The following is a 26824-nucleotide window of genomic DNA, read 5'->3' on the forward strand; positions in this document are numbered from 1 at the left end:
GCCGACCTGACGCCCGTCAGTACAAGGCGTTGGCGAGCGCCCGCCGTGCCGCGAGCACGCGCGGGTCTGCGTCGCCGACGACGGTGAAGAGCTCGACCAGGCGCACGCGCACCTGCTCGCGCTCGTCCGCCGCGGTGCGCCGCACCAGGTCGACGAGACGCGCGAAGGCGTCGTCGACCTTGCCGCCCAGGAGGTCCAGATCGGCGACCGCGAGCTGGGCGGCCACGTCGTCCGGGCGCTGCGCCGCGGCCTCGCGCGCGGCGGCGAGGTCGACGTCACGCGTCCGCTCGAGCAGGGCGACCTGCGCCCGGCCCGCGGAGGCCATGTCGTCACGCGGGTTCTCACGCAGGGCCTGGTCGTAGGCCTCGGCCGCGGCGGCGAGGTCACCCCGCTCGATCGCGTCGAACGCGGCCTGATGGAGCGGGGGCAGCGGCGGCTCCTCGGGCTCGTCGGCCTGCGGGGTCTGCTCGACGGCGACCCGACCGGTCACCCCGTTCGCGGCGGCGGCCTGGAGCAGCTGGTCGATCACCGCGCGCACGTCCTCGGACGACGCCGGACCCTGGAAGAGAGGCACGGGCTGCCCCTTGAGCACCGCGACCACCGCGGGCACGGACTGCGCCTGGAAGGCCTGCGCGATCTGGGGTGACCCCTCGACGTCCACGCGTGCGAGCAGGAACCTGCCCTCGAGCTCACCCGCGAGACGCGCGAGGTCGGCCGTCACCGTGCTGCTCGCCTCGCTCCAGGAGGCCCACAGGCTGAAGACGACGGGCACCTCGAGCGACTGCTGGACGACGTCGGCGAACGTCGCCTCGGTCACGTCCACGACGGCGCCCTGGGCCTGGGCGCCCGCTCCGGACGCGGGGCCGCCGGGCGCCGGCGTCGGCGTGCGGCCGAGGCCCGAGAGGTCGACGGCGCCACGCACGTCGAGTCGCGGCTGGGGACCGGTGGGCTGGGTCATGTCGGGTCGCTTCTCCAGGTCGGGAACGGGTCGTCCGGCAGGCAGGCTACTCGCCGGTCACGGCGACACGGACGTGCTCGCCGCCCAGCACCTCGACGGGCTCCTCGGAGCCCGCGGGCGGCACGTGGAAGGCGACCACGCTCACCCAGCTCAGGGTGAGGTTGGACTCGAGCGTGTCCGTGCCCACGAGCTCCGCCGTCTCGTCACCGATCGTCAGCGTGCTGTCGTCGAGCGTGATCGTCGTCACCGTGCGGAACGAGCCGACGACGATGGCGCCGCCGTCGGCCGTGCCGATCGCGTAGGGGCCCGAGTCGAGGGCCTCGTGGGTCTCCGTGAGGCTTCCCTTGTCCTCGACGAGGCTGCGGTAGGCGTCACGCGTCTGGAAGATCCCCGTGCTCAGCGGATCCTCCCCGAAGGTCTCCCAGTGCTCGGAGCGGGTCCCGCGGGAGAGCCTGTCGAGGTACGCGGCCAGGGTCGCCGCCGGCGAGAGCCGAAGGGACTCGTCGTCCACTGCCACGGGGGTGCTGCCTGCCTGCGGCTGCGTGGTCGCCGGCATCTCCACGCCGGGGAACAGGCGCGCCCACGACCAGAGCCGGAACTGGTCGCGCGGCGTCGGCTGCACGAGCGTCAGGAGCAACGGGGCCTGCAGGTCCTCGGGCGGGTCCGTGACGAGGAACATCGTGCGGGGCCACGCGTCGGTCGCCTCGACCGCGACCGTCTGCGCCGTGGTCGGGATCGTGGTGAGGGCCTCGCCCTCGTCCCCCACGAGGTACTGCGCCTCGCGGATCGTCTGGGCGGGGCCGATGATCCGAGGCTCGAGGGCTGTGGCGTCCTCCGCCTCGTCGCCGGCCGCGAGCACCGCGTCGAGGTCCGCGAGGATCCGCTCCACCTGCTCCGTGCTGACTGCGGCAGGAGGCACCGCCGGGGCGGGCTCGGGGCTGGGCTCGGGCAGGGGCGTGCTGCAGGCGGCGACCATGGCGAGCGCGCCCGCCGCGAGTGCCGCGCGTACGCGGCGCGCCGTGGTGCGGGTCATCGCGCCCCTCCCTCGTCGGTGTCGTCCTTCTCGTCGCGCTGCTCGGTCTCCCCGGGTGCGAAGCCCCACGCGCGTCGCCACGCGTCGGCCGACGCACCGGCACCCTGCTGTCCCGGCCGCGGCGTCCAGACGGGCTCCGCGGGTGTGACGGGCGTCGGTGCGGGACCGGATCCCGCTGGAGGTGCGTCGGCACGCGCGCCGTCGCCGTCGGGCCGGGGGCGCCGGGCGAAGCGCGCCGCGAGCCGCGAGCGGAAGGCGGGAGCCACGTCGTCCTCGGTCGGTGGCCTGCCCGCGGCAGGCGGCCGCGTCGCCGACGGCGAGGCGCCCGTCGCCGACCTCGTCACCGGGGCGGACCCGGCGTGCGAACCCGCCGAGGGCCTGTCCGACTGCGCCGGGCTGTCCGACTGCACGGGGCTGTCCGACTGCGCAGGGCTGTCCGACGGAGCGGGCCGGCCGGCCTGCGCGGGCCGGTCGGACCGTTCCGTGCCCGCGCGCGCGGCGGTGGGGAACCGCCCGGCGCGCACCGCCTCGACCCACGACGTCGGCCGCTCCCCGGCGCCCTCCGCCGCGACGGGAGGCCGGGCACCGTCGGTCGGCGGCGCGTGGCGTCCTGCCGCGGGCACGACGCCGGCTCCCAGGGCCGGTCCGGCGCTCGCGCGCTCAGGCGCATCGGCAGACGCGGTACCGGTCGTCGCGCGCTGGGATCCAGCGGGGGGCGAGGGTGGCGTCGGCGCGTGCGCCCCCGCGGCAGGCCCTCCCGTCGCCCGGGGCGCCGCCGACGCGGCATCCTCTGCCGGCGCCTGCGCGGCGGGCGGCACCACGGGGAGCGACCCCGTCGTCGCCGGGCCGATCTGACCGGTGCGCTCGAGCTCGCGCAGCTGGCGGCGTGTGAGGGGCTGCCCGGGCGCCGGGCCCGGGCCCGCGCCCGCGCCCGGGCCGGAGATCGTCCCGAGCGAGGTCGTCGCGGTCAAGGGCACTGCGCCCGACGCGGAGGCGTGCGGTCCGGACGGCGTCGCCGCGCTCGCGGCCTCGGCGCCCACGGTCGCGGGTACCCGCGCGGGCACCGCAGGTCCACGCTGCTCGCGCCGCGACCTAAGGACGAGCAGGGCCAGCCAGGTGAGACCGGCGAGCAGGAGGACGGCGCCCGCACCCACGCCCGGGAGCAGCCACGGCGTGGTGACCTCCTGCGGCCAGGTCAGGGTCACGGTCGGTGCGGTCGCGGACTCACCCGTGCTCGCCACGAGCACGCTCCACCGACCGGGCTGCGCCTGCCAGGTGAGCTGCGCCGCGTCCTCGCCCGAGGTCTCGGCGATCCAGAGGTCGGACCCTCGCGGATCGGGCGCGGGAGCCGGTGCCGCCGCCTCACCCTCGGCGGGAGCCTCCTCACCCTCCGCAGGAGCCTCCTCACCCTCCGCAGGAGCCTCCTCACCGTCGGCGGGAGCCTCCTCCACGGCAGCGACGGCGTCGGTCGCGAGCGTCTCGAGATCGGCGAGGCCCGTGATGACGGCGTGCGCGTCGTCGCCCACCCAGGCCTCGACGTCGCTGGTCCTGCCGAGCGCGACGACCGCGCCGGGCGCATCTGCGCGCACGGTCACCTCGTCGGCGGCGAGATCGAGCACGCCCGGCGCCGTCACGACCATCGTCGTGCCCGACGCGGGCGTCGCCGAGGCCGCGAGCGTGTCGGAGGCGCGCCACAGGGTCGCCGAGGCGACCCCGAGGCCGATGGCCGCCAGCCCCAGCAGGCACAGCAGGGCGGCGAGAACGCGTTGCAGCACGGATCGTCCCTTCCGACGTGACGTTCCACCTTAGGCGAGGGCGCAGGGCGCGGGCGCGCGGGAGCCGGGGTCCGGGACGTCCCTCACGAGGAGCACACAGCCTCTTCGCGTCCGCGTGACACGCGCCCGGGACGCGCTCGGGACGGCGGGCCGAGGCGGGTACCGCCGGCCACTACGTCCCGCGCCCGTCCACCGATACGCTGGACGGCGGTGCCTGAGGCCCCCGTCGCGGGGCGCAGGGCGGGCACGACGCGCAGGACCGACACGACGGCGACCGCCGTCGCCCGAGGAGGATGGCCGTGGCCGACGAGCGTTCGATGTTCCCCGTGGTCATGCGCGGCTACGACCGCGTCCAGGTGGAGCAGCGGCTGCAGCGGCTCGAGCAGCAGCTCGAGGAGGCACGGAGCCAGGTCGAGCAGCTCGACGCCCGCGCCATGCAGGTGGCGGGCGAGCTCTCGGAGGCGCACCGACAGCTCCGCGAGGCCGAGCGACCCACCTACTCGGGCCTCGGCTCGCGCATCGAGCAGCTCCTGCGCTCGGCCGAGGAGCAGTCGTCCGACGTCGTCGCGCAGGCCAACGCCCAGGCGGCGGACGCCCTCGCCCGCGCCAAGCTCGCCGCCGGGCAGATGCGCGCCCGCGCGGAGAACGAGGTCGCCGAGCTGCTGGCCACGGCTCGCCGCGAGGCCGAGGAGGTCCGCTCGACCGCGAGCTCGGAGGCCGAGAGCACGCTCAGCTCTGCCCAGCGCCGTGCCGAGGAGCTGGTCGGCTCGGCCGAGCGCGAGGCCGCGCGCATCCAGAGCGCGATCACCACCGAGGAGAGCGAGCGGCGCACGAGCCTCGAGCGGGAGCTCGGCACGCTCCGGGCGACGGCCGAGCGCGAGACCACCGAGCTGCGGGTCACGACCGAACGCGCCGCGGCCGAGCTGCGCAGCACCACGGAGGCCGAGACGACGCGCGAGCGCGAGGAGGCCGAGCACTACGCGCAGGACCTGCGCGCGACCGCCGACGCCGAGACCTCCGAGCTGCGCCAGCGCACCGAGGCGGAGGCCGCGGCCCTGCGCAGCGACGCCGAGCAGTACGCGACCGATCTCCGGCGGCAGGCCGAGACCGAGACGACGACGCTGCGGCGCTCGACCCAGGACGCGGTCACCGAGATGACCCGGGCGGCCGAGGCCGACGCCGCGACGCTCCGCTCGGAGGCCACCGAGTACGCCGACGGTGTGCGGGCCACGGCCGACAAGGACGCACGCGCGACGCTGAGGCGCGCCGAGACCGAGACCGCCGCCCTGCGCGCCGAGGCCGACCAGTACGCGGGATTCGTCCGCGCGACGGCGGACCGCGAGGTGGCCGAGCTGCGCTCGGCGGTCGCCGACGAGGTCGCCGCGACGCGCAGCGAGCTCGACACCGAGGTGACCGCGCTGCGCACCGAGGCCGAGGAGTACGTGACCGAGCTGCGCACGACGGCCGAGCGCGAGGTCGCCGAGCTGCGTGAGAGCGCCGCCCGGGACGTCACGCACCTGCGGTCGACGGCCGAGCGCGAGACCACCGAGCTCCGCGAGACCACCGAGCGCGAGACGACCGAGCTGCGCGAGACCACCGAGCGCGAGGTCGCCGAGCTGCGCGCCGTCGCCGAGCGCGAGACGAGCGAGCTGCGCGAGCGGACGCGGCTCGAGGTCGACCGCCTCACCACCGAGGCTCGCCGGGCGGCCGCCGAGCTCAGTGCGAGCGCCAAGGCCGAGGCCGAGGCGCTCCGCGGGCAGGCCGAGCGCCTCCTCTCGGACGCCGAGGTCGAGGTGGCCACGCGACGAGAGGCCGCCGAGCGCGCCGACGCCGAGCGCCACGAGGCCGCGCGTGCCGAGACCGAGCGGCTGGTCGCCGACGCCGAGGCGCACGCCGCGGAGGCCGAGCAGCGCGTCGCCAACGCGCTCGAGCAGGCCGAGAAGATCCGCCGCGACGCCGACGAGCACGCGAAGGACCTCCTCTCCAACGCCCGCCGCAACGCCGACCGCGTGGTCGCCGAGGCCCGTGAGCACGCCGAGAAGACGCTGTCGGAGGCGATGACCGAGGCCGAGCGCGAGCGCACGAGCGCCCAGCGTCAGGTCGAGGACCTCAACCGCCAGCGGGAGTCGATCACGTCCTACCTCGACGAGCTGCGGAACCTGCTGGGCCACGACCCGGTGCCGAACCGGCAGACGCTCGAACGTGCCGACGACATGGCGGCGCGCTTCGAGGCCGCGTCGGCCGGGGACGTCGTCCCGGACGAGGACGCGCAGGCGCAGACCACCGCGATCGTGGGCGAGGAGCCTGAGCAGGACGCGTCCGTGGACGCCACGTCCGCGGATCTCGAGCCGGCCGAGGCGAAGGACGCCACCGACGGCGAGGGCGACGAGGAGCCTGTCGAGAAGAGCGCCGACGACGAGACCGCCGGGGAGGACGCCGCCGGGGAGGAAGCCCCCGCCGCGACCGACGACACCGAGGCCGCCGACGGCTCTGCCGACGAGGATCTCGACCTGGACCTCGACGAGCCCGAGGCCGCTGGACCTCACGAGGACGAGCCCGAGGACGCCGTCGCGCCGGACGAGGACGAGGCCCGTGCCGAGCCGGCCGGACCACGCAAGGGCCGTGGCTGACGAGGACTGGCGCGACCACCGCACGCACGCCGCGGCGGCGCACGCCGAGGCCCTCGAACGTCGCCGCGCCGTCGAGTCGGCTCGCGCGCACGAGATGCTCCTGGAGTTCGTCGAGGAGGCGCGGCGTCGGGGCATCGCCCCGGTCCGGCTGCAGGCCCGCAGCTACGACGGCAGGAGCCGCTACCGGACGAGCACCGAGGGCTGGTACCTGCGCCGCAACGAGTCCGTCGCGGTGGGCACCGATGGTGCGTTCTACCTGCTCAACGTCCCCGCGAGCCTCCGGGCGCGCCTGAGTGGCGCCACGCTCGAGCCCAGCGACCCGCCGCTCGTGCTCGGCAAGGGCGCGCGGGACGGGGAGTCGATCGACCTGGCCGACGCCCTCGCGATCGCGCTCGGCGACGCGCCCGCACGGGGCTGAGCCTCAGCCCTGCGCCTCCGCCGCGGCGCGGTCGCGCTGCTCGGCCCGCCGCAGCAGAGCGGTGAGCGCCGAGGCCACGGGTTCGGGGCTCTCGTTGCTCGTCATGTGCCCGGCACGTGGCACCACGACGAGCCTGGCGTCCTGCAGGGTCTGCGCCATCTCGTGCGCCACGTCGATCGAGACCATCTCGTCCTCGTCACCGACGACGACCACCGCGGGGCCCTCGAAGGCGCGCAGCACCTCCGTGCGGTCCGGTCGCGCCGCCATCGCCCGCTGGGCCCACGCGACGGCGTAGGGCCCCTGGTCCCGGATCCAACGCTCGATGCGCTCGACGAGGTCCGGTCGCGCCACGCGGTTCGTCGCACCGAGCACCGAGGTACGCATCCCGAAGACGGCGTCCACGCGCATCTCCGCGACCACGGTGTCCGCGAGCTCGAGCCGGCGGGCCCGCGCCGCGTCGTCGTCCGCGGTGGGCTTGGTGTCGATCAGCCCGAGACCCGCGACGAGCTCCGGGTGACGCTCGGCGAGCGCCATCGCGACGTAGCCGCCCATCGACAGGCCGGCCACGACGGCGCGCTCGACACCCGAAGCGCGCAGCGCGGCGGCGACGCCGTCGGCCATGACCTCGAGCGACGCGACGGCCCTGTCCCGCCCCAGGCCCTCGGCCACGTCGGGCCCGCTCGGCGACCGGCCGAAGCCCGGCAGGTCGGGGGCGTAGACGGTCCGGTCGCCCGCCAGGAGGTCGGTGACGTCGAGCCACATGCGGTGGTCGAGGGGGAAGCCGTGCAGCAGCACGAGCGGGAGCGTGGGCTCCCCCTGCCGCAGGGTGTGCAGCCGGAGCATGCCGTCCTTCGTCATCGTCTCCCTCTCCTCGTGCGCCTGCGCGCCCGCCGCGGACCGCTGTCGAGCCTAGTCCGCCGTCGGCGTCCCCGGCCCGTCGTCCGGCCCGCGCATGCGTTCAGGTGAGCAACATCTCCAGGCGCGCCGCCACGCCGTCGTCCGCGTTCGAGCCGCACACCTCGTGCGCTGCCGCGAGCACCTCGGGGTGCGCGTTCGCGACGGCGAACGCCCGGCCCGCCCAGCGCAGCATCGGCAGGTCGTTCGGCATGTCCCCGAAGGCCCACACCTCGTGGGGCGCGACACCGCGCGAGGCGGCCCAGCGCGCGAGAGCGATGCCCTTGCTCACGTCGGGCCCGCAGACCTCGGCGAGCCCCACGGCGCCCGAGTTGGCGACGACCGCGCGCCCGGCGAGGACCTCCTCGACCCTGGCCACGAGGGCGTCGGTGCTCGTGCCGCGGCACCGCACGAGGAGCTTGCCGGCACTGCCGTCGAGCAGCTCCTCGACCAGCAGGCCGACCGGGGCGCCGTGCGGCACCGGGTGCTCCCCGTGGTCGAAGTGCTCCTCCGAGGCGATGCCGGCGACGCCCTCGACGGCGAATGCCGCACCCGGCAGGGCCGCGCGCAGGTCCCCGACGATCTCGCGCACCAGCGCGTCGCCGATCGGGTGCGCCTCGAGCACGCGGCCCGCAGCAGGTTCGTAGACGAAGGCCCCGTTGAGGCAGACGACGACCCCGTGACCCGCGACCGCGTGGGCCACCTCGTCGACCCAGCGCGGCGGCCGTGCCGTCACGAAGACGACGTCGATCCGGGCCTGGTGCAGCGCGGCGAGGGTGCGTGCGGTGCGGTCGGAGATCGTGCCGTCGGGTCGCAGCAGGGTCCCGTCGAGGTCGCTCGCGACCAGCCGCGGACGGACCGTGCGCGCCGTCCCGGCCGGCGCCACCCCACCGCCGCTCGTCCCGGCCGACGTCACCGTCGGCTCCCACGGTGCCGCCAGCACCCGGTGTGCCAGTGGCGGCGGTCACCGACGGCGGCCTCGGGCCCGAGCAGGTGGTCCTGCTGCCAGGCGACCAGGTGGGCCGTCCCGGGCGGGATCTCCTGCCGGCACCCTGGACAGAGGTAGGCCTTGGTCGCGTTCGCCGCGCCTACCGTGCGCACCACCCAGTCGCCGTCCGGCCCGTGCTCGACGCGGCTCCCACCCCGGGCGCGCTCGAGGTCGAGCTCGGGGTGTTCGGACGCCCAGGGGCGCCTCCCGCGACGTCGGGACGGCATGGCGAGCGGCCCGGGACTCAGCCCGCGAGGGTCGCGGCCGCCGTGACCGGCGGCAGCGTGTGCGTGCGGGTGACCTCGCGGTACCAGTAGGCCGAGTCCTTCCAGATGCGCTCGAGCGTGTCGTAGTCGATCCGGATGATCCCGAAGCGGCGGTGGTAGCCGTAGGCCCACTCGAAGTTGTCCATGAGCGACCACACGAAGTAGCCGCGCACGTCGGCGCCCGCGTCCATCGCCTGGCCCACGGCCTCGAGGTGGCGCGCGATGTAGTCGACCCGCTGGACGTCGTGGACCCGGCCGTCCGCGCTCACCTCGTCGTCGAACGCGGCGCCGTTCTCGGTGATCATGAGCGGCAGGTCCGGGTACGTCCGCGCGAGACCCGTGAGCAGCTCGGTCATCCCGGACGGGTCGATGTTCCAGCGCATCGCGGTGTACGGCCCCGGCTGCGGGAGGAACTCGACGTCGTCGGCCCCCACCCAGGCGGACGCCTTCGACGCCCCGTGACCGTCGGCCATCGCCTTCTCGTGGTCGAACGTGAACCGGCGCACACGCTGCGTCGAGTAGAAGTTCACGCCCAGCACGTCGAGCTCGGTGTGCGTGATCGCGAGGTCACCGTCCTGGACGAACGACCAGTCGGTCACCTTCGCCGTGTCGTCGAGCAGGTCCTGCGGGTAGTGGCCGTCGAGGACGGGGTTGAGGAACGCCCGGTTCGCGAGGGCGTCGATCTTGCGGGCGGCGTCGACGTCGGCCTCCGACGTCGGGTCGTCCGGCCGGGCCACGTGCAGGTTGAGCGTGAGCGAGAGCGTCGCGCGGTCGCCGAGCACCTCACGCACCGCGCGTCCGCCGAGGCCGTGGGCCAGGTTGAGGTGGTGGACGGCGGCGAGGGCGTCGGCCCCGTCGGTCCGGCCCGGTGCGTGGACGCCCGAGCCGTAGCCCAGGTACGCCGAGCACCACGGCTCGTTGAGGGTGGTCCACACCTTGACGCGGTCGGCGTAGGTCTCGACGAGCTTGCGGGCGTAGTCGCCGAAGCGCAGCGCGGTGTCACGTGCCGGCCAGCCGCCCGCGTCCTCGAGGTCCTGCGGCAGGTCCCAGTGGTACATCGTCGCGACCGGGTCGATCCCCGCCTCGAGCAGGTCGTCGATCAGGCGGGAGTAGAAGTCGAGGCCCTCGGGGTTGAAGGCACCCGAGCCCGTCGGCTGGATGCGCGGCCACGCGATCGAGAAGCGGTAGGCGTCGAGGCCCAGCTCCTTCATGAGCGCGATGTCCTGGGCCGTGCGGTGGTAGTGGTCGGCTGCGACCTCTCCCGTGTGCCCGTCGAGCGTGCGCCCGGGGGTGCCCGAGTAGGTGTCCCAGATGGACGGACCGCGGCCGCCCTCCTTGACGGCGCCCTCGATCTGGTAGGAGGCGGTGGCCGCTCCCCACACGAACGAGTCGGGGAAGGTGCGGCCGGATGGCGTCGTCGTCATGGGGCCACATGATGCACGGGTCGAACCGATTCGCGCTCACCGTCCCACCGTTCGGGAGCGTTCCCGCTCGCGGGAAGGACACCCCCGTGCGACGTCGCCCCGCGGCCACCGGTCAGGGCGCGAGGCGCTCGATCCCCCAGCCGCCGTCGACCCTGCGGTAGCGCAGCCTGTCGTGCAGGCGCGACGCGCGCCCCTGCCAGAACTCGACCGTCTGCGGCACCACGCGGAAGCCACCCCAGTGGTCCGGCAGCGGCACGTCGCTGCCCTCCGGGTACCGGGTCCGGAGCGCGTCGAACGCGGCGTCGAGCTCGGCACGGTCGGCCACCACGCTCGACTGGGGGCTCGCCCACGCACCGAGCCGCGAGTCGTGCGGTCGGCTCGCGAAGTACTCCGCCGAGTCCGCCCGGGGCAGCTGCTCGACGACCCCGGTGACCACGACCTGACGGTCGATCTCGAACCAGGGGAAGACGAGGGACGCGCGCGGGTTGGCGAGCATCTCGGTGCCCTTGCGGGAGCGGTGGTTGGTGAACAGCACGAAGCCGCGCTCGTCGGCCCCTTTCAGGAGCACCGTCCGGGCCGACGGCGTCCCGTCCGGCGCTGCGGTCGCGAGGACCATCGCGTTGGGCTCGGTGAGTCCCTCGTGCACGGCGTCGTCGAACCACGCGTGGAACTGCTCGACCGGCGTGGGCGCGAGATCCTCCTCGCGCAGCTGGGCGCGTGCGTACGAGCGACGCAGCGCTGCGAGCCGCGCCCGCCGCAGCTCGGCGTCCAGCGGCGCGTCGTGGGGGTCGGGTGCGGCTGCGTTCTCCACGGCCCCATCCTGCCGGGCCACGCGCTGGAAGGCGTGCCGGGCGGGTCAGAACAGGCGGGACGCGACGTCGTCGACGCCGCGCATCGCGTCGTAGTCCAGCACCAGGCACGTGATGCCGCGGTCCTGGGCGAGCACGCGCGCCTGGGGCTTGATCTCCTGCGCCGCGAACACGCCGCGCACCGGGCTCAGGTGCGGGTCCCGGTTGAGCAGCTCGAGGTAGCGCGTGAGCTGCTCGACACCGTCGATGTCGCCACGGCGCTTGATCTCGACGGCGACCGACGCCCCGCCCGCGTCACGCGCGAGGATGTCGACCGGTCCGATCGCGGTCGGGTACTCGCGGCGCACCAGGGTGTGACCGTCGCCGAGCAGCTGGATCTGCTCGGCGAGCAGCGCCTGCAGGTGCGCCTCGACGCCGTCCTTGACGAGTCCTGGGTCCACACCCAGCTCGTGCTGGGAGTCGTGCAGCACCTCGTGCAGGTCGATCTCCAGCCTGTCGTCCGACTTCGTGTGCTGCACGCACCACACGGCCGTGACACCCCTCTCGACGGCCTCGGCGTCGGGCGCCACCACCGCCATGGTGCAGGGCGGGCTCATCCAGTTGAGCGGCTTGTACGAGCCGCCGTCCGAGTGCAGCAGAACGCTGCCGTCCGCCTTGACGACGAGCAACCGGGTCGCGAGCGGCAGGTGCGCGGCGAGCCGCCCGGTGTAGCGGGCGGCGCAGCGCGCCACGACGAGCCTCACGTGGCCTCCTCGGCGGTGACGGGTGACGGTGACGGGAGGAAGGGGCCGCTGGGACGGCGGAGCGGTCGCGTCAGATCACGCGGCCGACGGGGCGGGGGCCCGACTCGAGCCACGAGACGAGACCCGCGCAGGCCGCGTCGCTCATCGACAGCTCGAACGTCTCGGAACCGTGGCAGCAACGCACCAGCAGCACCTGCTGGCCCGCGTGGTCGACCTCGTCGAGCCTGACGCGCTCGACCAGCGTGAGCTCGGCACGCGACCAGCCGTGCGCCGGCCGCGGCGCGAGCGACAGCGTGCGCCACCACACCAGACGGCCGGTCGTGTACTGGGCGATCCCTGGCGTCCACGCGGCCTCACCCGTGCCGGCCGGGCGCAGCGAGCACGCGAACGAGCCGACCCGCTGCGAGAGGGTGCGCTGTCGTGACAGGAAGAGCCCGACGAGCAGCAGCACGGCGAGCAGCAGCCCGATCATCACCACCCAGCCGAGCGCCTCCACCGCAGCGGGCCCGTCAGCGGCGTGCCGCGGCGGACACGTCCACCGTGCCCGAGTCCTCGACCTGGTCGACCACGACGGTCACGCGGTCCGTGTCGACCGAGAGGAAGCCCGAGCCCACGCGGACGGTGCGCTCGCTCCCCTCACGCGGGTGGATGCGCACCACTCCCGGCCGCAGGACGGCCAGGAGGGGTGCGTGTCCCGGCAGGATGCCGATGTCGCCGTCGGCCGCCGGGGCGCTGACCATGCTCGCGGCGCCCGACCAGACCTTGCGGTCGGTCGCGACGAGCTCGACCTCCAGGTGTGCCACGGTGACTCCTAGCTCTCGGACGGCAGGACGAGGGTCGGCGACACTCAGCCGAGCTCCTTCTGGATGCGGGCCCAGTTCTTCTCGAGGTCCTCGAGACCACCGATGTTGAAGAAGGCCTGCTCGGCGATGTGGTCGAACTCGCCGTCCGCGATCTTGGTGAACGCCTCGATCGTCTCGCTGAGCGGCACGGTCGAGCCGGGGACGCTCGTGAACTGCTCGGCCATGTACGTGTTCTGCGAGAGGAACTGCTGGATGCGCCGGGCGCGCGCCACGACGATCTTGTCCTCCTCCGAGAGCTCGTCGACACCGAGGATCGCGATGATGTCCTGGAGCTCCTTGTTGCGCTGCAGGATCTGCTTGACGCGCACCGCGGCGTCGTAGTGCGCCTGACCCACGTAGCGGGGGTCGAGGATGCGCGAGGTCGACGCGAGCGGGTCCACGGCGGGGTACAGACCGCGCGAGGCGATCTCACGCGAGAGCTCGGTGGTCGCGTCGAGGTGCGCGAACGTCGTGGCAGGCGCCGGGTCCGTGTAGTCGTCCGCGGGCACGTAGATCGCCTGGAGCGACGTGATCGAGTGGCCGCGGGTCGAGGTGATGCGCTCCTGGAGCTGGCCCATCTCGTCCGCGAGGTTCGGCTGGTAGCCGACGGCCGAGGGCATGCGCCCGAGGAGGGTCGAGACCTCCGAGCCCGCCTGCGTGAAGCGGAAGATGTTGTCGATGAAGAGCAGCACGTCCTGCTTCTGCACGTCACGGAAGTACTCGGCCATCGTCAGGGCCGACAGGGCGACGCGCAGACGCGTGCCCGGCGGCTCGTCCATCTGGCCGAACACGAGCGCCGTCTGCTTGATGACGCCCGAGTCGGTCATCTCCTCGATGAGGTCGTTGCCCTCACGCGTCCGCTCGCCGACGCCCGCGAACACCGAGACGCCGTTGTGGTTGTTGGCGACGCGGTAGATCATCTCCTGGATCAGGACGGTCTTGCCGACGCCGGCACCGCCGAACAGGCCGATCTTGCCGCCCTGGACGTACGGCGTGAGCAGGTCGATGACCTTGATGCCGGTCTCGAACATCTGCGTCTTCGACTCGAGCTGGTCGAAGGCCGGGGGCTTGCGGTGGATCGGCCAGCGCTCGGTGATCTCGAGCTTCTCGCCCTCCTTGAGGTTGAGCACCTCACCCGTGACGTCGAAGACGTGGCCCTTGGTGACGTCGCCGACGGGCACCGAGATGGGCGCGCCCGTGTCGCGGACGACGGCGCCGCGCACGAGACCGTCGGTCGGCTTGAGGGCGATCGCGCGGACCATCGAGTCACCGAGGTGCTGCGCGACCTCGAGACGCAGCGTGAACGCCGTCTCGTCCTCGCCCTGGGCCGTGAGGTCGATGTCGACCTCGAGCGCGTTGTAGATCTCCGGGATCGCGTCGGTCGGGAACTCGATGTCGACGACCGGGCCGATGACCCGCGCGACCCGGCCGGTGCCGGGAGCACCCGTCGGCTGGGCCGCGGCGTCGGTGGTGGTGGCAGTCATGGTCTCTCCGGTGGTGTGCAGCGGGTCGGTGGTCGTGTGCGTGGGGAGCCGTCAGGAGGCCGAGGCCAGCGCGTCCGCGCCGGAGACGATCTCGCTGATCTCCTGGGTGATCTCGGCCTGGCGGGCCTGGTTGGCGAGCCTGGTGTACGTGCGGATGAGGTCCTCGGCGTTCTCGGTCGCCGTGTGCATCGCGCGCTGACGGGCAGCGAGCTCGGACGCCGCCGCCTGCAGCAGGACCGCGTAGATACGGCTCGAGATGTACCGCGGCAGCAGCGCGTCGAGCACCACCTCCGGGGACGGCTCGAAGTCGTAGAGCGGCAGGGCCTCGTGCGTGTCGTCCGCGACGCCCTCGACGACCTCGAGCGGGAGCATCCGGATCACGCGCGGGGTCTGCGTGACCATGTTCACGAACTCGGTGTAGACGACGTGCAGCTCGCCCACGCCGCCGTCGGCCGGGTCGGCGAGGAACGCCTGGAGCAGGGTCTGGGCGATCTCCTCGGCGGTCTCGACCGAGGGCGAGTCCGACGAGCCCGTCCACTGCCCCGTGATCTCGCGGTGGCGGAAGGTGAAGTAGGACACCGCGCGACGGCCGGCGACGTAGAGCACGACCTCCTTGCCCTCCGACGTGAGCTGCTCGATGAGCCGCTCGCCCTCCCGGATGACCGACGCCGAGTACGCGCCCGCCATGCCGCGGTCGGAGGTCACCATCAGCACCGCGACGCGCTTCGCGTCGGGACGCTCGGTGGTGAGGGGGTGGTCGATGTCGGTGTGCGACGCGACCGCCGAGACCGCACGCGTGATCGCGCGGGCGTACGGCGACGCGGCGCTCACGCGGTCCCGCGCCTTGCCGATGCGCGACGCGGCGATGAGCTCCATCGCCCGGAAGATCTTCTTGAGCGACTGGGTGGACCGGATCCGCTGCCGGTAGACGCGCTGCTGGCCTGCCATGGCTCAGCCCCGCTTCTGCGTGACGATCTGCTCCTGCGCGACGTCCGCCTCCTCGCCGTCCGCGAGGGTCGCGTCCGTCGTGAGCTCGGCGTCCTCCCCCGCGACGAAGCCCTGGGCGAAGTCGTCGACGGCGGTCTCGAGCGCCTTCTCGGTGTCCTCCGAGAGCTGGCCCGTCTCCTCGATCGTCGACAGCACGTCGGTGTGGCGGCGCAGGTGGTCGAGCATCTCCTGCTCGAACCTGCGCACGTCCGACAGAGCGACCTTGTCGAGCTTGCCCTTGGTGCCGGCCCAGATCGACGCGACCTGCTCCGAGACGGGGTACGGGGAGTACTGCGGCTGCTTGAGGAGCTCCATGAGGCGCGCGCCACGGGTGAGCTGCTGACGCGAGGCCGCGTCCAGGTCCGAGGCGAACATCGCGAACGCCTCGAGCGACCGGTACTGCGCGAGGTCGATCTTGAGCGTCCCGGAGACCTTCTTCATCGCCTTGACCTGGGCCGAGCCACCGACACGCGACACCGAGATGCCGACGTCGACGGCGGGGCGCTGGTCGGCGTTGAAGAGGTCGGACTGGAGGAAGATCTGGCCGTCGGTGATCGAGATGACGTTGGTCGGGATGTACGCCGACACGTCGTTCGCCTTGGTCTCGATCATCGGCAGGCCCGTCATCGAGCCCGCGCCCAGCTCGTCGCTGAGCTTCGCGCAGCGCTCGAGCAGGCGGGAGTGCAGGTAGAAGACGTCACCGGGGTACGCCTCGCGGCCCGGCGGGCGGCGCAGCAGCAGCGAGACGGCACGGTAGGCCTCGGCCTGCTTCGACAGGTCGTCGAAGATGATCAGCACGTGCTTGCCGTCGTACATCCAGTGCTGGCCGATGGCCGAACCGGTGTACGGCGCGAGGTACTTGAAGCCCGCCGGGTCCGACGCGGGCGCCGCGACGATGGTCGTGTACTCGAGCGCACCTGCGTCCTCGAGCGCACCGCGCACCGACGCGATCGTCGAGCCCTTCTGCCCGATGGCGACGTAGATGCAGCGGACCTGCTTGGTCGGGTCGCCGCTCTCCCAGTTGGCCTTCTGGTTGATGATCGTGTCGATCGCGATGGCCGTCTTGCCGGTCTGGCGGTCGCCGATGATGAGCTGGCGCTGACCGCGACCGATCGGGATCATCGCGTCGATCGCCTTGAGGCCGGTCTGCAGGGGCTCGTGCACGCTCTTGCGCGCCATCACGCCGGGTGCCTGGAGCTCGAGCGCACGACGGCCCTCGGTCGCGACCTCACCGAGGCCGTCGATCGGGTTGCCGAGCGGGTCGACGACGCGGCCCAGGTACCCGTCGCCCACGGGCACGGAGAGCACCTCGCCCGTGCGTCGCACGGTCTGGCCCTCCTCGATGCCCGTGAACTCGCCGAGCACGACGACGCCGATCTCGCGGACGTCGAGGTTGAGCGCGAGCCCGAGGGTGCCGTCCTCGAACTCGAGCAGCTCGTTCGCCATCGCACCCGGGAGGCCCTCGACCTGCGCGATGCCGTCGCCGGCCAGCGTCACGCGGCCGACCTCCTCGCGCACGGCGCCGGTGGGCTCGTACGACTTCACGAAGCTGTCCAGAGCCGCCCGGATCTCCTCGGGCTTGATCGTCAGCTCAGCCATGGTCATCTCTCCTGTCGTGACCCCACCGGTGGTGCGGTCGTCATGTTCTGCGCAGGACCCGCCGTGGGGCGGTGGTCCCGGTGGTCGGTGCCGGCGTCAGCCCGCCAGCCGGCGTCGTGCGTCCTCGAGGTTCGCCAGCACGGTCGCGTCCACGACCTCGGAGCCCACCTCGACCCGCACGCCGCCGATCACCTCGGGGTCCACGGAGACCTTGAGCTGGACGGTGCGGCCGTACGCGCGCTCGAGGATCGACGCGAGCCTCTCCTGCTGCGCGCTCGTGAGCGGCGTCGCCGCCGTCACGGACGCGACGAGACGCTCGCGACGGCGCGCCGCGAGGCGCTCGAGCAGCGAGATCGACGCCGTGATGCTGCGTCCGCGCGGCGCGCGCGCCGCACGCTCGAGCAGCTGCAGCGTCGCGGGCTCGACCTTGCCCTCGACGAGCGTGCGCACCAGGCGCCCGCGCTCGTCCGCCCCGGCGCTGCGCTCGGTGAGCGCCCGGCGCAGGTCGCGCTGGCCGCTGAGCATGTGACCGAACCGGAAGAGGTCGTCCTCGACCTGGGCGAGGTCGCCCGCGTTCTCGGCCGAGGCGAGCACCGCCTCGGCCGCGAGCTCCTCGACGGCCTCGACCAGGTCCTGCTCGGCCGACCAACGGGCGCGCGCGGCCGCGGAGACCACCTCGACCACACGGTCGTCGACCTTGCCCGTCAGGAGGCTCGCCACCAGGCCCGCCTTCGCCTGCGGGTCGCGCGACGGGTCGCTCAGCGCCCGCCGCAACGAGCCCGAGCCGTCGAGCGCGTCGACCACGGAGAACAGCTGCTCCCCCAGGGTCGCCGCGTCGCCCCCCGCCGTCCGCAGCACGGCGTCGAACCCGCTGGCGACGGCCTCGAGGGAGGCCTGGCTCGAGCCTCGCATCACGCCTCCTTGGTCGAGCTCGCGACCGTGGTCTCCTCGAGCTCGTCGAGGAAGCGGTCGATCACGCGCGTCTGCCGAGCCGAGTCCGCGAGGGCCTCGCCGACGATGCGCGACGCGAGCTCGGTCGCGAGCGTCCCGACCTCGGCCCGCAGCGCGACGGCGGCCTGCTGACGCTCGGCCTCGATCTGGCGCTGCGCGTTCTCGAGGATGCGCGCCGCGTCGTCCGACGCCTTCTGCCGCAGGTCGGCGACGATCGCGTTGCCCTCGGCACGCGCCTCCTCACGGATGCGACCGGCCTCGGCCCGCGCCTCGGCGAGCTGCTGGTGGTACTCGGCGAGCGCCGCCGCGGCCTCGGCCTGCGCGTTCTCGGCCTTGGCCAGGCCGCCCTCGATCTTCTCGGTGCGCTCGTCGAGCACGGCCGTGAACTTGGGCAGCACGAGCCGGTAGAAGGCGATCCCGATGATCACGGCGACCACGAGCGACCAGATGATGTCGTAGTCCGCCGGGATGAGGAGGTTGAGGCCCTGCACCTCCTCGCCCGGCTCGGCAGCCAGCACCTCGGCAAGCACTGCGGTCACGCCCCGAACAGGAAGCCGGCGACCAGACCCAGCAGGGCGAGCACCTCGACGAAGGCGACACCGATGAACATGGTGGTGCGCAGCTGACCGGCCACCTCGGGCTGACGCGCGATGCCCTCGAGCGCCTTGCCGATGAGGATGCCGAGGCCGATGCCCGGGCCGAGCGTGCCGAGGCCGTAACCGATGGTCGCGACGTTGCCGCTGACCTCAGCGAGCGTAGTGGTGTCCACGTGCGTGTTCCTTCCGTTGGGCGCCCGGGTGCCCGGACGTCGTGTCGGTGCTCATGCGGTGCATGAGCGGTCGATCAGTGCTCCTCCTCGACCGCCATGTTGAGGTACACGGCGGAGAGGAGGGTGAAGATGTAGGCCTGCAGCGCGGCGACGAGGATCTCGAAGAGCGTGAACGCGACACCCGCGGTGAGCGACAGCGCGCTCATCGCCTTGAGGGCCCCGCCGGCCGAGAAGAGGAAGAAGTGCGTCGCGCCGAAGCAGAGCACGAGGATGAGGTGCCCCGCGATCATGTTGGCCGTGAGTCGCAGCGCGAGCGTCGCCGGCCGGAACACGAACACCTGGAGCGCCTCGATCGGCGTCACCAGCACGTACAGCACCTTGGGCATCCCGGGCGGGAAGAGGTTGTTCTTGAGGTACCCGCCCACGCCGAACTTCTTGATGCCCACGGCGAGGTACATCACGTAGACCCACAGCGCGAGCACGATCGGCATGCCGATGAGCGAGGTGCTCGCGATGTTGAGGAACGGGATCACGCCCGTGATGTTGAACGCGAGCACCGCGAAGAAGATCGTGGTCAGCATCGGCAGGAAGCGCCGCGCGTTGTGGCCGAGGGTCTCCTCGGCGATGTTGACCCGCACGAAGTCGAGCATCATCTCGGCGACGTTCTGCCCGCGGCCCGGGACGAGCTTGGCCTTGCGGGCCGCGATCACGAAGACCGCGATGAGGACGACGGCCGCGACGATGCGGACGAGGATGATGCGGTTGATCTCGAACGGCGTGCCCTCGAAGAGGAAGCCGGCGGGGAAGAACTCGGCGATCGACGGGGGGTGGAACCCACCGTCGTCACCGCTGGCGGCGAGCAGCAGGTTCGTCGCGACGGTGGACAGAGCGCACTCCCCCGGGTCGTGGGTCCCCTCGGCTGCCGGACTGCGGGCACGCCATCGGGACCAGGCCTTGTTGGATCGCCGAAATCGTAACCCATCCGGCAGGGCGATCCGACCGCCGTCCGGAACTTGTGAAGTCTTTCACACGGCCGGTCCACGGACGTTGGTCCTGGACGCGGTCAGGCCTCCGGCGCGTCGCCACCGTCCGGCTCGACATAGGGAACTCGACCGCGCGTGACCGCGCGGTAGTCGAGGTAGACCGAGCCCAGCACACCCACGACGACGACGACGGCCAGGACGTTGCGGTCGTAGAAGTCGAGCGGTCGGAGCATCGCGAACAGCGCGACCAGCACGATCATCTTGACCAACCAGGCACCGAGGATCACGGCTGCCGTCGTGGCCGCGGGGGCCTCGGCGGTGCGGAGCATGCTCACCACAGTGGTCCCGCTGAACACGAGAGCCACGACCACCCCGATCACCGCGCCCCACACCCCGGGCGCCCCCGCGACCCAGGCGCCCACGGCGATCCCCACCACCGCGAGGACGGCGACGAGCACCAGCATGTCGCGCAGCGCCCGGCGTAGCACCGCGCGCACCGCCTCGGCCTGCGCGCTCGTCCCCGCGGCCCCCGCGGCACCCTCGGGCACCGTGGGGTCCGGCTCTGCGGGCTCGGTCGGCTCGGTCGACATCAGGCTCCTCGGTGGTGGGACGGACGGCGGACGCGCCCGCGGAGCGGGCCGAGCGTGAGCGCGACGCTCGCGACCACGCCCACGCCGACGACGGCGAGCGTCGTCGTCGCGCTCCAGCGGGCCAGGGCCGCGGCGCCGAGCGCCACGAGCGCGGTCCACAGGTACATGATGACGACCGCGCGCCGGTGCGAGTGACCGAGCTGGAGCAGCCGGTGGTGCAGGTGCCGCGCGTCGGGGTGGAACGGCGACTTGCCCGCTCCCACCCGGCGGATCACCGCGAGGCCCATGTCCAGCAGCGGCAGCACGAGGATCGCGACCGGTAGGAGGATCGGCAGGTACGCGGGGATCGCCTGCTGCTCCGAGACGATCGCGGGGTCGATCTGCCCCGTGACGACGATGCCCGCCGCCGCGATCGTGAGGCCGATGACCATCGACCCCGAGTCCCCCATGAAGATGCGGGCGGGGTGGAAGTTGTGCGGCAGGAACCCGAGGCACGCGCCCACCAGCACCGCCATCACCACGGTCGCGACGTTGGAGTAGTCGGTGCGGCTGACGTCCTGCGTGAGGAGGTAGGTGTAGACGAAGAACCCGGCGCCACCGATCGCGATGAGCCCGGCCGCGAGCCCGTCGAGCCCGTCGACGAAGTTGACCGCGTTGATCGCGATCACCACCACGAGCACCGTCGCGGCGAGCGAGAGCCAGGCCGAGCCGATCGTGCGTCCGCCGATCGGCACCGAGACGAGCTGGACGTTGCCGAGCCACGCCATCAGGCCCGCGGCGAGCACCTGGCCGATGAGCTTGGTGAACCAGTCGAGGTCCCACACGTCGTCGGCGGCACCGAGCAGCGCGACCAGGGTGGCGCCGCCGAGGATCGCCCACGCCGTGCGTGAGTCGAAGACCCCGGCCAGGAACGGCATCTGCGACGCGAGCACCAGCGCGGCCGCCATCCCGAGCAGGATCGCGAGCCCGCCCAGGCGCGGGGTGGGCACCGAGTGGACGTCACGCGCGCGGACGGCGGTGATCGCCCCCGTGCGCAGCGCGACCCAGCGCGCGAGCGGCGTGGTCAGGTACGTGACGGCCGCCGCGACGAGCATGACCAGCAGGTAGACCCTCACCCGCGGCCACCCACGGCGTCACTGGACGACGCCGCGTCGTCCGGGCCCGTCACGGGGGCCACCTCGCGCAACCGCTCGAGGCTGATCGCTCCGTCGCGCACGAGCCGCAGGCCTGACGTCGCGTCGACGATGGTCGAGGCCACGCCACCCGGGGCGGTGCCTGCGTCGAGGTAGACGTGCACGGCGTCGCCGAGCTGTGCGCGGGCGTCGTCGGCCGTGAGCGCGGCGGCCCTGCCCGTGCGGTTGGCGCTCGAGACGGCGAGCGGACCCGTGCGGCGCAGCAGGGCGAGCGCCGCGGGGTGGTCCGGCATGCGCACGGCCACCGTGCCGTGGGTCTCGCCGAGGTCCCACGCGAGCGACGGCTGCGCGCGGCAGATCACCGTGAGACCGCCGGGCCAGAACGCGTCGACGAGTGCCCGGACCTCGTCCGGCACGTCCGTGCACAGACCGTCGAGGGTGCGGGCGTCAGGCACGAGCACGGGCGGCGGCATCTGGCGGCCGCGTCCCTTGGCCGCGAGCAGGGCCGCGACGGCGGGCGGTGCGAACGCGTCGGCACCGATGCCGTACACGGTGTCCGTCGGCAGCACGACGAGGCCGCCGCGACCCAGGGCGTGGACCGCCTCGTCCAGGGCCGGGCCCCAGCTCGCCGGGTCGGTGGCATCCATCACGCTGCTCACGGCCGCGAGTCTTTCACGCCGTCGGAGGTCGCCGTGGCACCCGTGCCGTCCGTCGTGGCCCGTCGAGCCACGACCATGCGCTCGCGTCCCGTCAGGTCGACCTCGCTCCGCACGTCGGTGAACGCGCCGGTCGCGTCGACGGCCGCACGCGCTCCCGCGGCCTGGACCTCGGCGTGCTCCATCACGAGGAGCCCGCCCGGGCGCAGCAGACGCCCCGCTGCGACGACGACGGCGCGCGGGACGTCGAGGCCGTCGGCCCCTCCCCCGTAGAGCGCGAGGTCCGGGTCGTGGTCACGCACCTCGGGCTCGAGCGGCTCGGCGTGGGGCGGGATGTACGGCGGGTTCGCGACGACGACGTCGACGGCACCCGCGAGCTCGGCGAGCAGACCGGGGTCACGCACGTCCCCGGGCACGGTGCGGTGGGTGGGGGCACCGCACAGGCGCGCGTTGCGCTCGGTCGTCCGCGCCGCCGCGGGCGAGAGCTCGACCGCGACCACGCTCGCGGCGTCGACCTCGACGTCCACGCTGATCCCGATCACCCCGGAGCCGCTGCAGAGGTCGACGACGAGCGGTCGGGCGCCCTCGCGTACGAGCCGCGCGGCCTCGTCGATCGCGACCTGCGCCACCACCTCGGTCTCGGGACGCGGGATGAAGACGTCGTCCGCCACCTCGACCTCGAGATGACGGAACGCCGCACGGCCGAGGATGCGCTGGAGAGGCTCGCGACGACGACGCCGGTCGACCACGGCCGCGAACGCCTCGGCGAACCCGTCGGGCGCGTCCGCAGGCGCGAGGGCCCACTCGATCCTGTCGACCCCGAGCACATGGGCCGCGAGCGCGTGCGCGTCGTGCGCTGCCGAGGGAACGCCCGCCTCGGCGAGCACGCGGCCGGCGCCCTGCACGAGCGCCCGCAACGGAGGCGGGCCCGCAGGCGCGGCGGGGCTCACGCGGACCCCGCGCCCGGGGCGGCGAGGCGCGCGGTCTCGTCGGCCTCGATCGCGGAGCGGATCACCGGGTCGAGGTCGCCGTCGAGCACCTGGTCGAGGTTGTAGGCCTTGAAGCCCGTGCGATGGTCCGCGATGCGGTTCTCGGGGAAGTTGTAGGTGCGGATGCGCTCGGAGCGGTCGACGGTGCGCACCTGCGAGCGTCTCGCCTGCGAGGCCTCGGCCGCGGCCTCCTCCTGCCGCGCCGCGAGGAGCCGGGCACGCAGGATGCGCAGGGCCTGCTCCTTGTTCTGCAGCTGGGACTTCTCGTTCTGGCACGAGACGACGAGCCCGGTGGGCAGGTGCGTGATCCGCACGGCCGAGTCGGTCGTGTTGACCGACTGCCCGCCCGGGCCCGACGACCGGTACACGTCGATGCGCAGGTCGTTCGGGTCGATCTCGACCTCGCCCGCGTCCTCGACCTCGGGCAGCGCGACGACCCCGGCCGCCGACGTGTGGATGCGGCCCTGGGACTCGGTGACGGGCACGCGCTGGACGCGGTGCACGCCGCCCTCGTACTTCAGGTGCGCCCACACGCCGTCCTCGGGGGCCGTGGTGCCACGCGCCTTGACGGCGAGCGTGACGTCCTTGACGCCGCCCAGGTCGGACGCCGTGGACTCGAGGACCTCGGTGCGCCAGCCCTTGCGCTCGGCGTAGCGCTGGTACATGCGCAGCAGGTCTCCCGCGAACAACGCAGACTCCTCACCGCCCTCACCCGCGCGGATCTCGAGCAGCACGTCACGCGCGTCGTCCGGGTCGCGCGGGACGAGCGCACGCCGCAGCGCGTCGGCGGCCTCGTCCTCGGCCGCGCGCAGGGCCGGGAGCTCGGCCGCGAAGCCCGGGTCGTCCGCGAGCTCGGCCGCGGCCTGCGCGTCACCGGACGCGGCGCGCCAGCGCGACCACGCCGCGACCACGGGGCCCAGCTCGGCGTACCGGCGTGCGAGCGAGCGAGCGCGTGACTGGTCCTCGTGCACCGCGGGGTCGGCGAGCTCGGCCTCGATCCGGGCGTGCTCGTCGAGCAGTGGTGCCGCTGCCTCGAAGCCGTCGCTCACGCGCTCCTCCTCGTCCGGCGTCCGCCGGCCCTGCCCGGACATGACGACGCCGGCGGAGCCGCACCACGGGGTGCTCGCTCCGCCGGCGGCGGGATGCTACTTGGCGGCGTCGGCCTTCTTGCCGTAGCGCTGCTCGAACCGGGCCACGCGGCCACCGGTGTCGAGGATCTTCTGCTTGCCCGTGTAGAACGGGTGGCAGGCGCTGCAGACGTCGGCGTGGATGTGGCCGGAGGTCGCGGTGGACCGCGTCGTGAACGTGTTCCCGCAGGTGCAGGTCACCGTCGTCTCGACGTACTCCGGGTGGATGTCGCTCTTCACAGGATTCTCCTCGTCACGGGGACGCCGGGTCGTGGGCGGATGCCCACGTGAACCGGAGACCAAGGGGACAGTCTGCCAGAACAGCGGCGCCGGTCGAAATCTTCCCCGCTAGGTTCGGCACCGTGGAGTCGTGGGTCGAGGTCGCGGACCGGGTGCTGGTGCTACGGCACCGGCCCGACGCGATCGACGTCTCGACCACGGCCGTCGTCGGGCCCCACGGCGTGGTCGTGGTCGACGCGCTCGGGTCGCCCACGCAGGCGCGCCGTGCGCGCGGGCTGCTCGCCGAGGTGACGTCCGCGCCCGTCGTCGGCCTCGTGCTCACGCATGCCCACTGGGACCACGCGTTCGGCGCGAGCGCGTACGCCGACGTCCCGAGCTGGGCGCACCACCGCTACATCGTGCACCTCGCGGAGCACGAGGCCGCCGAGCTCGCCACGGGGCACGCGGGCGACCACGCACCCGACGACGACGCACCGTGGGACGACGTCGACCTCGCTCCCCCGGACGTCCCGGTCCCGCGCACGACGACGATCCGGCCGGGCGGTCGCGACCTCGTGCTGCGCCCTCTCGACGTCGCCCACACGACGTGCGATCTCGTGGTGCACGTGCCGGACGCGGGCGTGTGGGTGGTCGGGGACGTGGTCGAGGAGTCGGGTGAGCCGAGCCTCGAGATCGACAGCGACCCGGCCCGCTGGGCGCGCCAGCTCACCGCCCTCGCCGGGCGGATGGCTGCGCGGGACGTCGTCGTCCCGGGGCACGGCGCGGTCGTGGACCGCGCGTTCGTGCGCGCCCAGGCGGTCGGCCTCGCGGCCGCCGCCCGCGCTCGTCCGCCCGTCACCTGAGGGCGCCGCATCAGCAGGAGATCGCAGAACGTGCGCACCCCCGGCGGCGCGAGGACTCCACGGTCCGGCGGGACGAGGTCGGGATCACGCCGAGGACGACGACGCCCCCGGCACCGCTGGGTGCCGGGGGCGTCGTGACCTACGAGCGGGCTCAGTCCTCGCGGTGACCGGGCGCCGTCGGCGTGGTCTTCTGCACCTGGAGGAGGAACTCGACGTTCGAGTGGGTCTCCCGGAGCTTGTTGAGCAGCAGCTCGATCGCCTGCTGCTGGTCGAGCGCGCTCATCACGCGGCGCAGCTTCCAGCTGATCTTGAGCTCGTCGGCCGGGATGAGGATCTCCTCGCGCCGCGTGCCGGAGGCGTCCACGTCGACCGCCGGGAAGATGCGCTTGTCCGCAAGCTGCCGGGAGAGCTTGAGCTCCATGTTCCCGGTGCCCTTGAACTCCTCGAAGATGACCTCGTCGGCCTTGGACCCCGTCTCGACCAGCGCGGTCGCGAGGATGGTCAGCGAGCCGCCGTTCTCGATGTTGCGCGCCGCGCCGAAGAACCGCTTGGGCGGGTAGAGCGCGCTCGAGTCGACACCGCCCGACAGGATGCGACCCGAGGCGGGCGCCGCGATGTTGTAGGCGCGGCCCAGCCGGGTGATCGAGTCGAGCAGCACGACGACGTCCTGGCCCAGCTCGACCAGGCGCTTGGCGCGCTCGATCGCGAGCTCCGCGACCGTGGTGTGGTCGTCCGCGGGTCGGTCGAAGGTCGAGGCGATGACCTCTCCCTTGACCGTGCGCTGCATGTCCGTGACCTCCTCGGGGCGCTCGTCGACGAGCACGACCATGAGGTGGACCTCGGGGTTGTTCGTGGTGATCGCGTTGGCGATCGCCTGCAGCACGAGCGTCTTGCCGGCCTTCGGCGGGGAGACGATGAGGCCGCGCTGGCCCTTGCCGATGGGGGCGACGAGATCGATCACGCGCGTCGTGAGCACGTTCGCCTCGGTCTCGAGCCGGAGCCGCTCCTGGGGGTAGAGCGGCGTGAGCTTGCCGAACTCGGGCCGGCGGCGGGCCTCGTCCGGGTTCATCCCGTTGATCGAGTCGAGCCGTACGAGGGCGTTGACCTTGGAGCCGCGGCCCTGGGGCTGCGGATCGCCGTCACGCGGCTGCTTGACGGCGCCCATGATGGCGTCGCCCTTGCGCATGCCGTGCTTCTTGACCTGGTTCATCGACACGTACACGTCGTTGTCGCCGGGCAGGTAGCCCGACGTGCGCACGAACGCGTAGCTGTCCTTGATGTCGAGGATCCCCGCCACGGGCAGGAGCACGTCGTCGTCGGCGACCTCGGGCTCGTCGTACGGCAGGTCACCCTGGGAGCCCCGACCGCCGCGGCGGCCCTTGCGGTCGCGGTCGCGGTACCGGCCACGCCGACGGCGTCCCCCGGACTCCTCGTCGTCGCGCCGTGGGTTGCGCTGGTCGCGGTCCTGCTCCTGGTCCTGGCCGCGGTTCTGGTCCTGGCCGCGACCCTGGTCCCTGCGGTCCTGGTCCTGCGCGCGGTCCTGGTCCTGCGCGCGGCCCTGGTCCTGGGCCGACGCACGGCCCGCACCGTCGCCGCGGCCCGCGTCGTCGGCACGGGCGTCGTCCGACGCGGGAGCACCCGCGTCACGGCCCGCGCGGCGCGGACGCCGTCCTTCGACGGTCACGGCGCGCGCC

General features: G+C 73.4%; 28 protein-coding genes. 3 read left to right on the forward strand and 25 right to left on the reverse strand.

The genetic code is table 11. The features are described 5' to 3' along the window. Positions 1 to 16: 16 nt before the first annotated feature. Genes GXB85_RS06925 through GXB85_RS06935 form a run of 3 tightly spaced genes read right to left on the reverse strand, consistent with a single transcriptional unit; the run spans position 17 to position 3766 of the window. Positions 17 to 958, reverse strand: coding sequence for a tetratricopeptide repeat protein (locus tag GXB85_RS06925; RefSeq protein ID WP_161916899.1), 942 nt, complete (start codon positions 956 to 958; stop codon positions 17 to 19). 46 nt (positions 959 to 1004) lie between these two features. Further along, positions 1005 to 1991 (reverse strand): hypothetical protein, encoded by a 987-nt coding sequence (locus GXB85_RS06930; RefSeq protein ID WP_161916900.1) that lies wholly within the window; start codon positions 1989 to 1991, stop codon positions 1005 to 1007. Next, on the reverse strand, positions 1988 to 3766 hold the full coding sequence (locus tag GXB85_RS06935; RefSeq protein WP_161916901.1) for a hypothetical protein: 1779 nt from the start codon (positions 3764 to 3766) through the stop codon (positions 1988 to 1990). The genes GXB85_RS06930 and GXB85_RS06935 overlap by 4 nt, the downstream gene beginning before the upstream one ends. Before the next feature lie 299 nt (positions 3767 to 4065). Between GXB85_RS06935 and GXB85_RS06940 the strand changes: the two genes are divergently transcribed. Both GXB85_RS06940 and GXB85_RS06945 read left to right on the forward strand, forming a co-directional pair. Then, the gene (locus tag GXB85_RS06940; RefSeq protein ID WP_202627655.1) at positions 4066 to 6396 is read left to right on the forward strand and encodes a hypothetical protein; all 2331 of its coding nucleotides are present in this window, start codon (positions 4066 to 4068) and stop codon (positions 6394 to 6396) included. Further along, entirely contained in the window at positions 6389 to 6814 is a 426-nt protein-coding gene (locus GXB85_RS06945) for a hypothetical protein (protein ID WP_161916902.1), read from the forward strand. Before GXB85_RS06940 ends, GXB85_RS06945 begins: the two co-directional genes overlap by 8 nt. A gap of 3 nt (positions 6815 to 6817) precedes the next feature. Here the strand turns inward: GXB85_RS06945 and GXB85_RS06950 are convergent, their stop codons facing one another. The 21 genes from GXB85_RS06950 to rpmE all read right to left on the reverse strand — a co-directional run bounded on the left by GXB85_RS06950 (position 6818) and on the right by rpmE (position 24288). After that, the gene (locus GXB85_RS06950) at positions 6818 to 7672 is read right to left on the reverse strand and encodes an alpha/beta fold hydrolase (protein WP_237728050.1); all 855 of its coding nucleotides are present in this window, start codon (positions 7670 to 7672) and stop codon (positions 6818 to 6820) included. A gap of 100 nt (positions 7673 to 7772) precedes the next feature. Further along, positions 7773 to 8624: an HAD family hydrolase gene (locus GXB85_RS06955; protein ID WP_370524061.1), complete on the reverse strand. Its 852-nt coding sequence runs from the start codon at positions 8622 to 8624 to the stop codon at positions 7773 to 7775. Continuing rightward, positions 8621 to 8923 (reverse strand): hypothetical protein, encoded by a 303-nt coding sequence (locus GXB85_RS06960; protein ID WP_161916903.1) that lies wholly within the window; start codon positions 8921 to 8923, stop codon positions 8621 to 8623. Before GXB85_RS06960 ends, GXB85_RS06955 begins: the two co-directional genes overlap by 4 nt. A gap of 17 nt (positions 8924 to 8940) precedes the next feature. Then, positions 8941 to 10386, reverse strand: coding sequence for a GH1 family beta-glucosidase (locus tag GXB85_RS06965; RefSeq protein ID WP_161916904.1), 1446 nt, complete (start codon positions 10384 to 10386; stop codon positions 8941 to 8943). 112 nt (positions 10387 to 10498) lie between these two features. After that, complete coding sequence (gene pdxH, locus GXB85_RS06970; protein ID WP_370524062.1) at positions 10499 to 11197, reverse strand: pyridoxamine 5'-phosphate oxidase; 699 nt, start codon at positions 11195 to 11197, stop codon at positions 10499 to 10501. 45 nt (positions 11198 to 11242) lie between these two features. Further along, positions 11243 to 11938: an endonuclease NucS gene (gene nucS / locus GXB85_RS06975; RefSeq protein WP_161916905.1), complete on the reverse strand. Its 696-nt coding sequence runs from the start codon at positions 11936 to 11938 to the stop codon at positions 11243 to 11245. Positions 11939 to 12008: 70 nt separating this feature from the next. After that, positions 12009 to 12434, reverse strand: coding sequence for a DUF2550 family protein (locus GXB85_RS06980; RefSeq protein WP_370524063.1), 426 nt, complete (start codon positions 12432 to 12434; stop codon positions 12009 to 12011). 13 nt (positions 12435 to 12447) lie between these two features. Beyond that, a complete protein-coding gene (locus GXB85_RS06985) occupies positions 12448 to 12741 on the reverse strand; it encodes a F0F1 ATP synthase subunit epsilon (RefSeq protein ID WP_161916906.1) in 294 nt (97 codons plus the stop codon). Positions 12742 to 12785: 44 nt separating this feature from the next. Beyond that, the gene (gene atpD / locus GXB85_RS06990; RefSeq protein WP_161916907.1) at positions 12786 to 14264 is read right to left on the reverse strand and encodes a F0F1 ATP synthase subunit beta; all 1479 of its coding nucleotides are present in this window, start codon (positions 14262 to 14264) and stop codon (positions 12786 to 12788) included. A 51-nt stretch (positions 14265 to 14315) separates the two neighbouring features. Next, the gene (locus GXB85_RS06995; RefSeq protein WP_161916908.1) at positions 14316 to 15212 is read right to left on the reverse strand and encodes a F0F1 ATP synthase subunit gamma; all 897 of its coding nucleotides are present in this window, start codon (positions 15210 to 15212) and stop codon (positions 14316 to 14318) included. A 3-nt stretch (positions 15213 to 15215) separates the two neighbouring features. Next, positions 15216 to 16850, reverse strand: coding sequence for a F0F1 ATP synthase subunit alpha (gene atpA, locus GXB85_RS07000; protein ID WP_161916909.1), 1635 nt, complete (start codon positions 16848 to 16850; stop codon positions 15216 to 15218). A gap of 96 nt (positions 16851 to 16946) precedes the next feature. Further along, positions 16947 to 17762, reverse strand: coding sequence for a F0F1 ATP synthase subunit delta (locus GXB85_RS07005; RefSeq protein WP_161916910.1), 816 nt, complete (start codon positions 17760 to 17762; stop codon positions 16947 to 16949). After that, positions 17762 to 18340: a F0F1 ATP synthase subunit B gene (locus GXB85_RS07010; RefSeq protein WP_161916911.1), complete on the reverse strand. Its 579-nt coding sequence runs from the start codon at positions 18338 to 18340 to the stop codon at positions 17762 to 17764. The genes GXB85_RS07005 and GXB85_RS07010 overlap by 1 nt, the downstream gene beginning before the upstream one ends. Then, positions 18337 to 18570: an ATP synthase F0 subunit C gene (gene atpE, locus GXB85_RS07015; RefSeq protein ID WP_161916912.1), complete on the reverse strand. Its 234-nt coding sequence runs from the start codon at positions 18568 to 18570 to the stop codon at positions 18337 to 18339. Before atpE ends, GXB85_RS07010 begins: the two co-directional genes overlap by 4 nt. A gap of 74 nt (positions 18571 to 18644) precedes the next feature. Further along, the gene (gene atpB / locus GXB85_RS07020) at positions 18645 to 19457 is read right to left on the reverse strand and encodes a F0F1 ATP synthase subunit A (RefSeq protein ID WP_161916941.1); all 813 of its coding nucleotides are present in this window, start codon (positions 19455 to 19457) and stop codon (positions 18645 to 18647) included. Between the two features lie 176 nt (positions 19458 to 19633). Further along, positions 19634 to 20143 carry a hypothetical protein gene (locus GXB85_RS07025; protein WP_161916913.1) on the reverse strand — a complete coding sequence of 170 codons (510 nt, stop codon included), beginning with the start codon at positions 20141 to 20143 and terminating at the stop codon, positions 19634 to 19636. After that, a complete protein-coding gene (locus tag GXB85_RS07030) occupies positions 20143 to 21258 on the reverse strand; it encodes an MraY family glycosyltransferase (RefSeq protein WP_161916914.1) in 1116 nt (371 codons plus the stop codon). Before GXB85_RS07030 ends, GXB85_RS07025 begins: the two co-directional genes overlap by 1 nt. Next, positions 21255 to 21923 carry an L-threonylcarbamoyladenylate synthase gene (locus tag GXB85_RS07035; RefSeq protein ID WP_161916942.1) on the reverse strand — a complete coding sequence of 223 codons (669 nt, stop codon included), beginning with the start codon at positions 21921 to 21923 and terminating at the stop codon, positions 21255 to 21257. The genes GXB85_RS07030 and GXB85_RS07035 overlap by 4 nt, the downstream gene beginning before the upstream one ends. Before the next feature lie 8 nt (positions 21924 to 21931). Continuing rightward, on the reverse strand, positions 21932 to 22882 hold the full coding sequence (gene prmC, locus GXB85_RS07040; RefSeq protein ID WP_161916915.1) for a peptide chain release factor N(5)-glutamine methyltransferase: 951 nt from the start codon (positions 22880 to 22882) through the stop codon (positions 21932 to 21934). Next, positions 22879 to 23970: a peptide chain release factor 1 gene (prfA, locus tag GXB85_RS07045; protein WP_161916916.1), complete on the reverse strand. Its 1092-nt coding sequence runs from the start codon at positions 23968 to 23970 to the stop codon at positions 22879 to 22881. The genes prmC and prfA overlap by 4 nt, the downstream gene beginning before the upstream one ends. A 96-nt stretch (positions 23971 to 24066) precedes the next feature. Further along, the gene (gene rpmE / locus GXB85_RS07050) at positions 24067 to 24288 is read right to left on the reverse strand and encodes a 50S ribosomal protein L31 (protein ID WP_161916917.1); all 222 of its coding nucleotides are present in this window, start codon (positions 24286 to 24288) and stop codon (positions 24067 to 24069) included. A 122-nt stretch (positions 24289 to 24410) separates the two neighbouring features. Here rpmE and GXB85_RS07055 point away from each other — a divergent pair, with 122 nt between their 5' ends. Beyond that, the gene (locus tag GXB85_RS07055) at positions 24411 to 25130 is read left to right on the forward strand and encodes an MBL fold metallo-hydrolase (RefSeq protein WP_161916918.1); all 720 of its coding nucleotides are present in this window, start codon (positions 24411 to 24413) and stop codon (positions 25128 to 25130) included. A 151-nt stretch (positions 25131 to 25281) separates the two neighbouring features. Here GXB85_RS07055 and rho read toward each other — a convergent pair. Further along, on the reverse strand, positions 25282 to 26824 hold a 1543-nt coding region (gene rho / locus GXB85_RS07060; RefSeq protein ID WP_161916919.1), incomplete at its 5' end, for a transcription termination factor Rho.

Source organism: Cellulomonas sp. APG4, from assembly GCF_009996735.1.
Taxonomy (GTDB): domain Bacteria; phylum Actinomycetota; class Actinomycetes; order Actinomycetales; family Cellulomonadaceae; genus Actinotalea.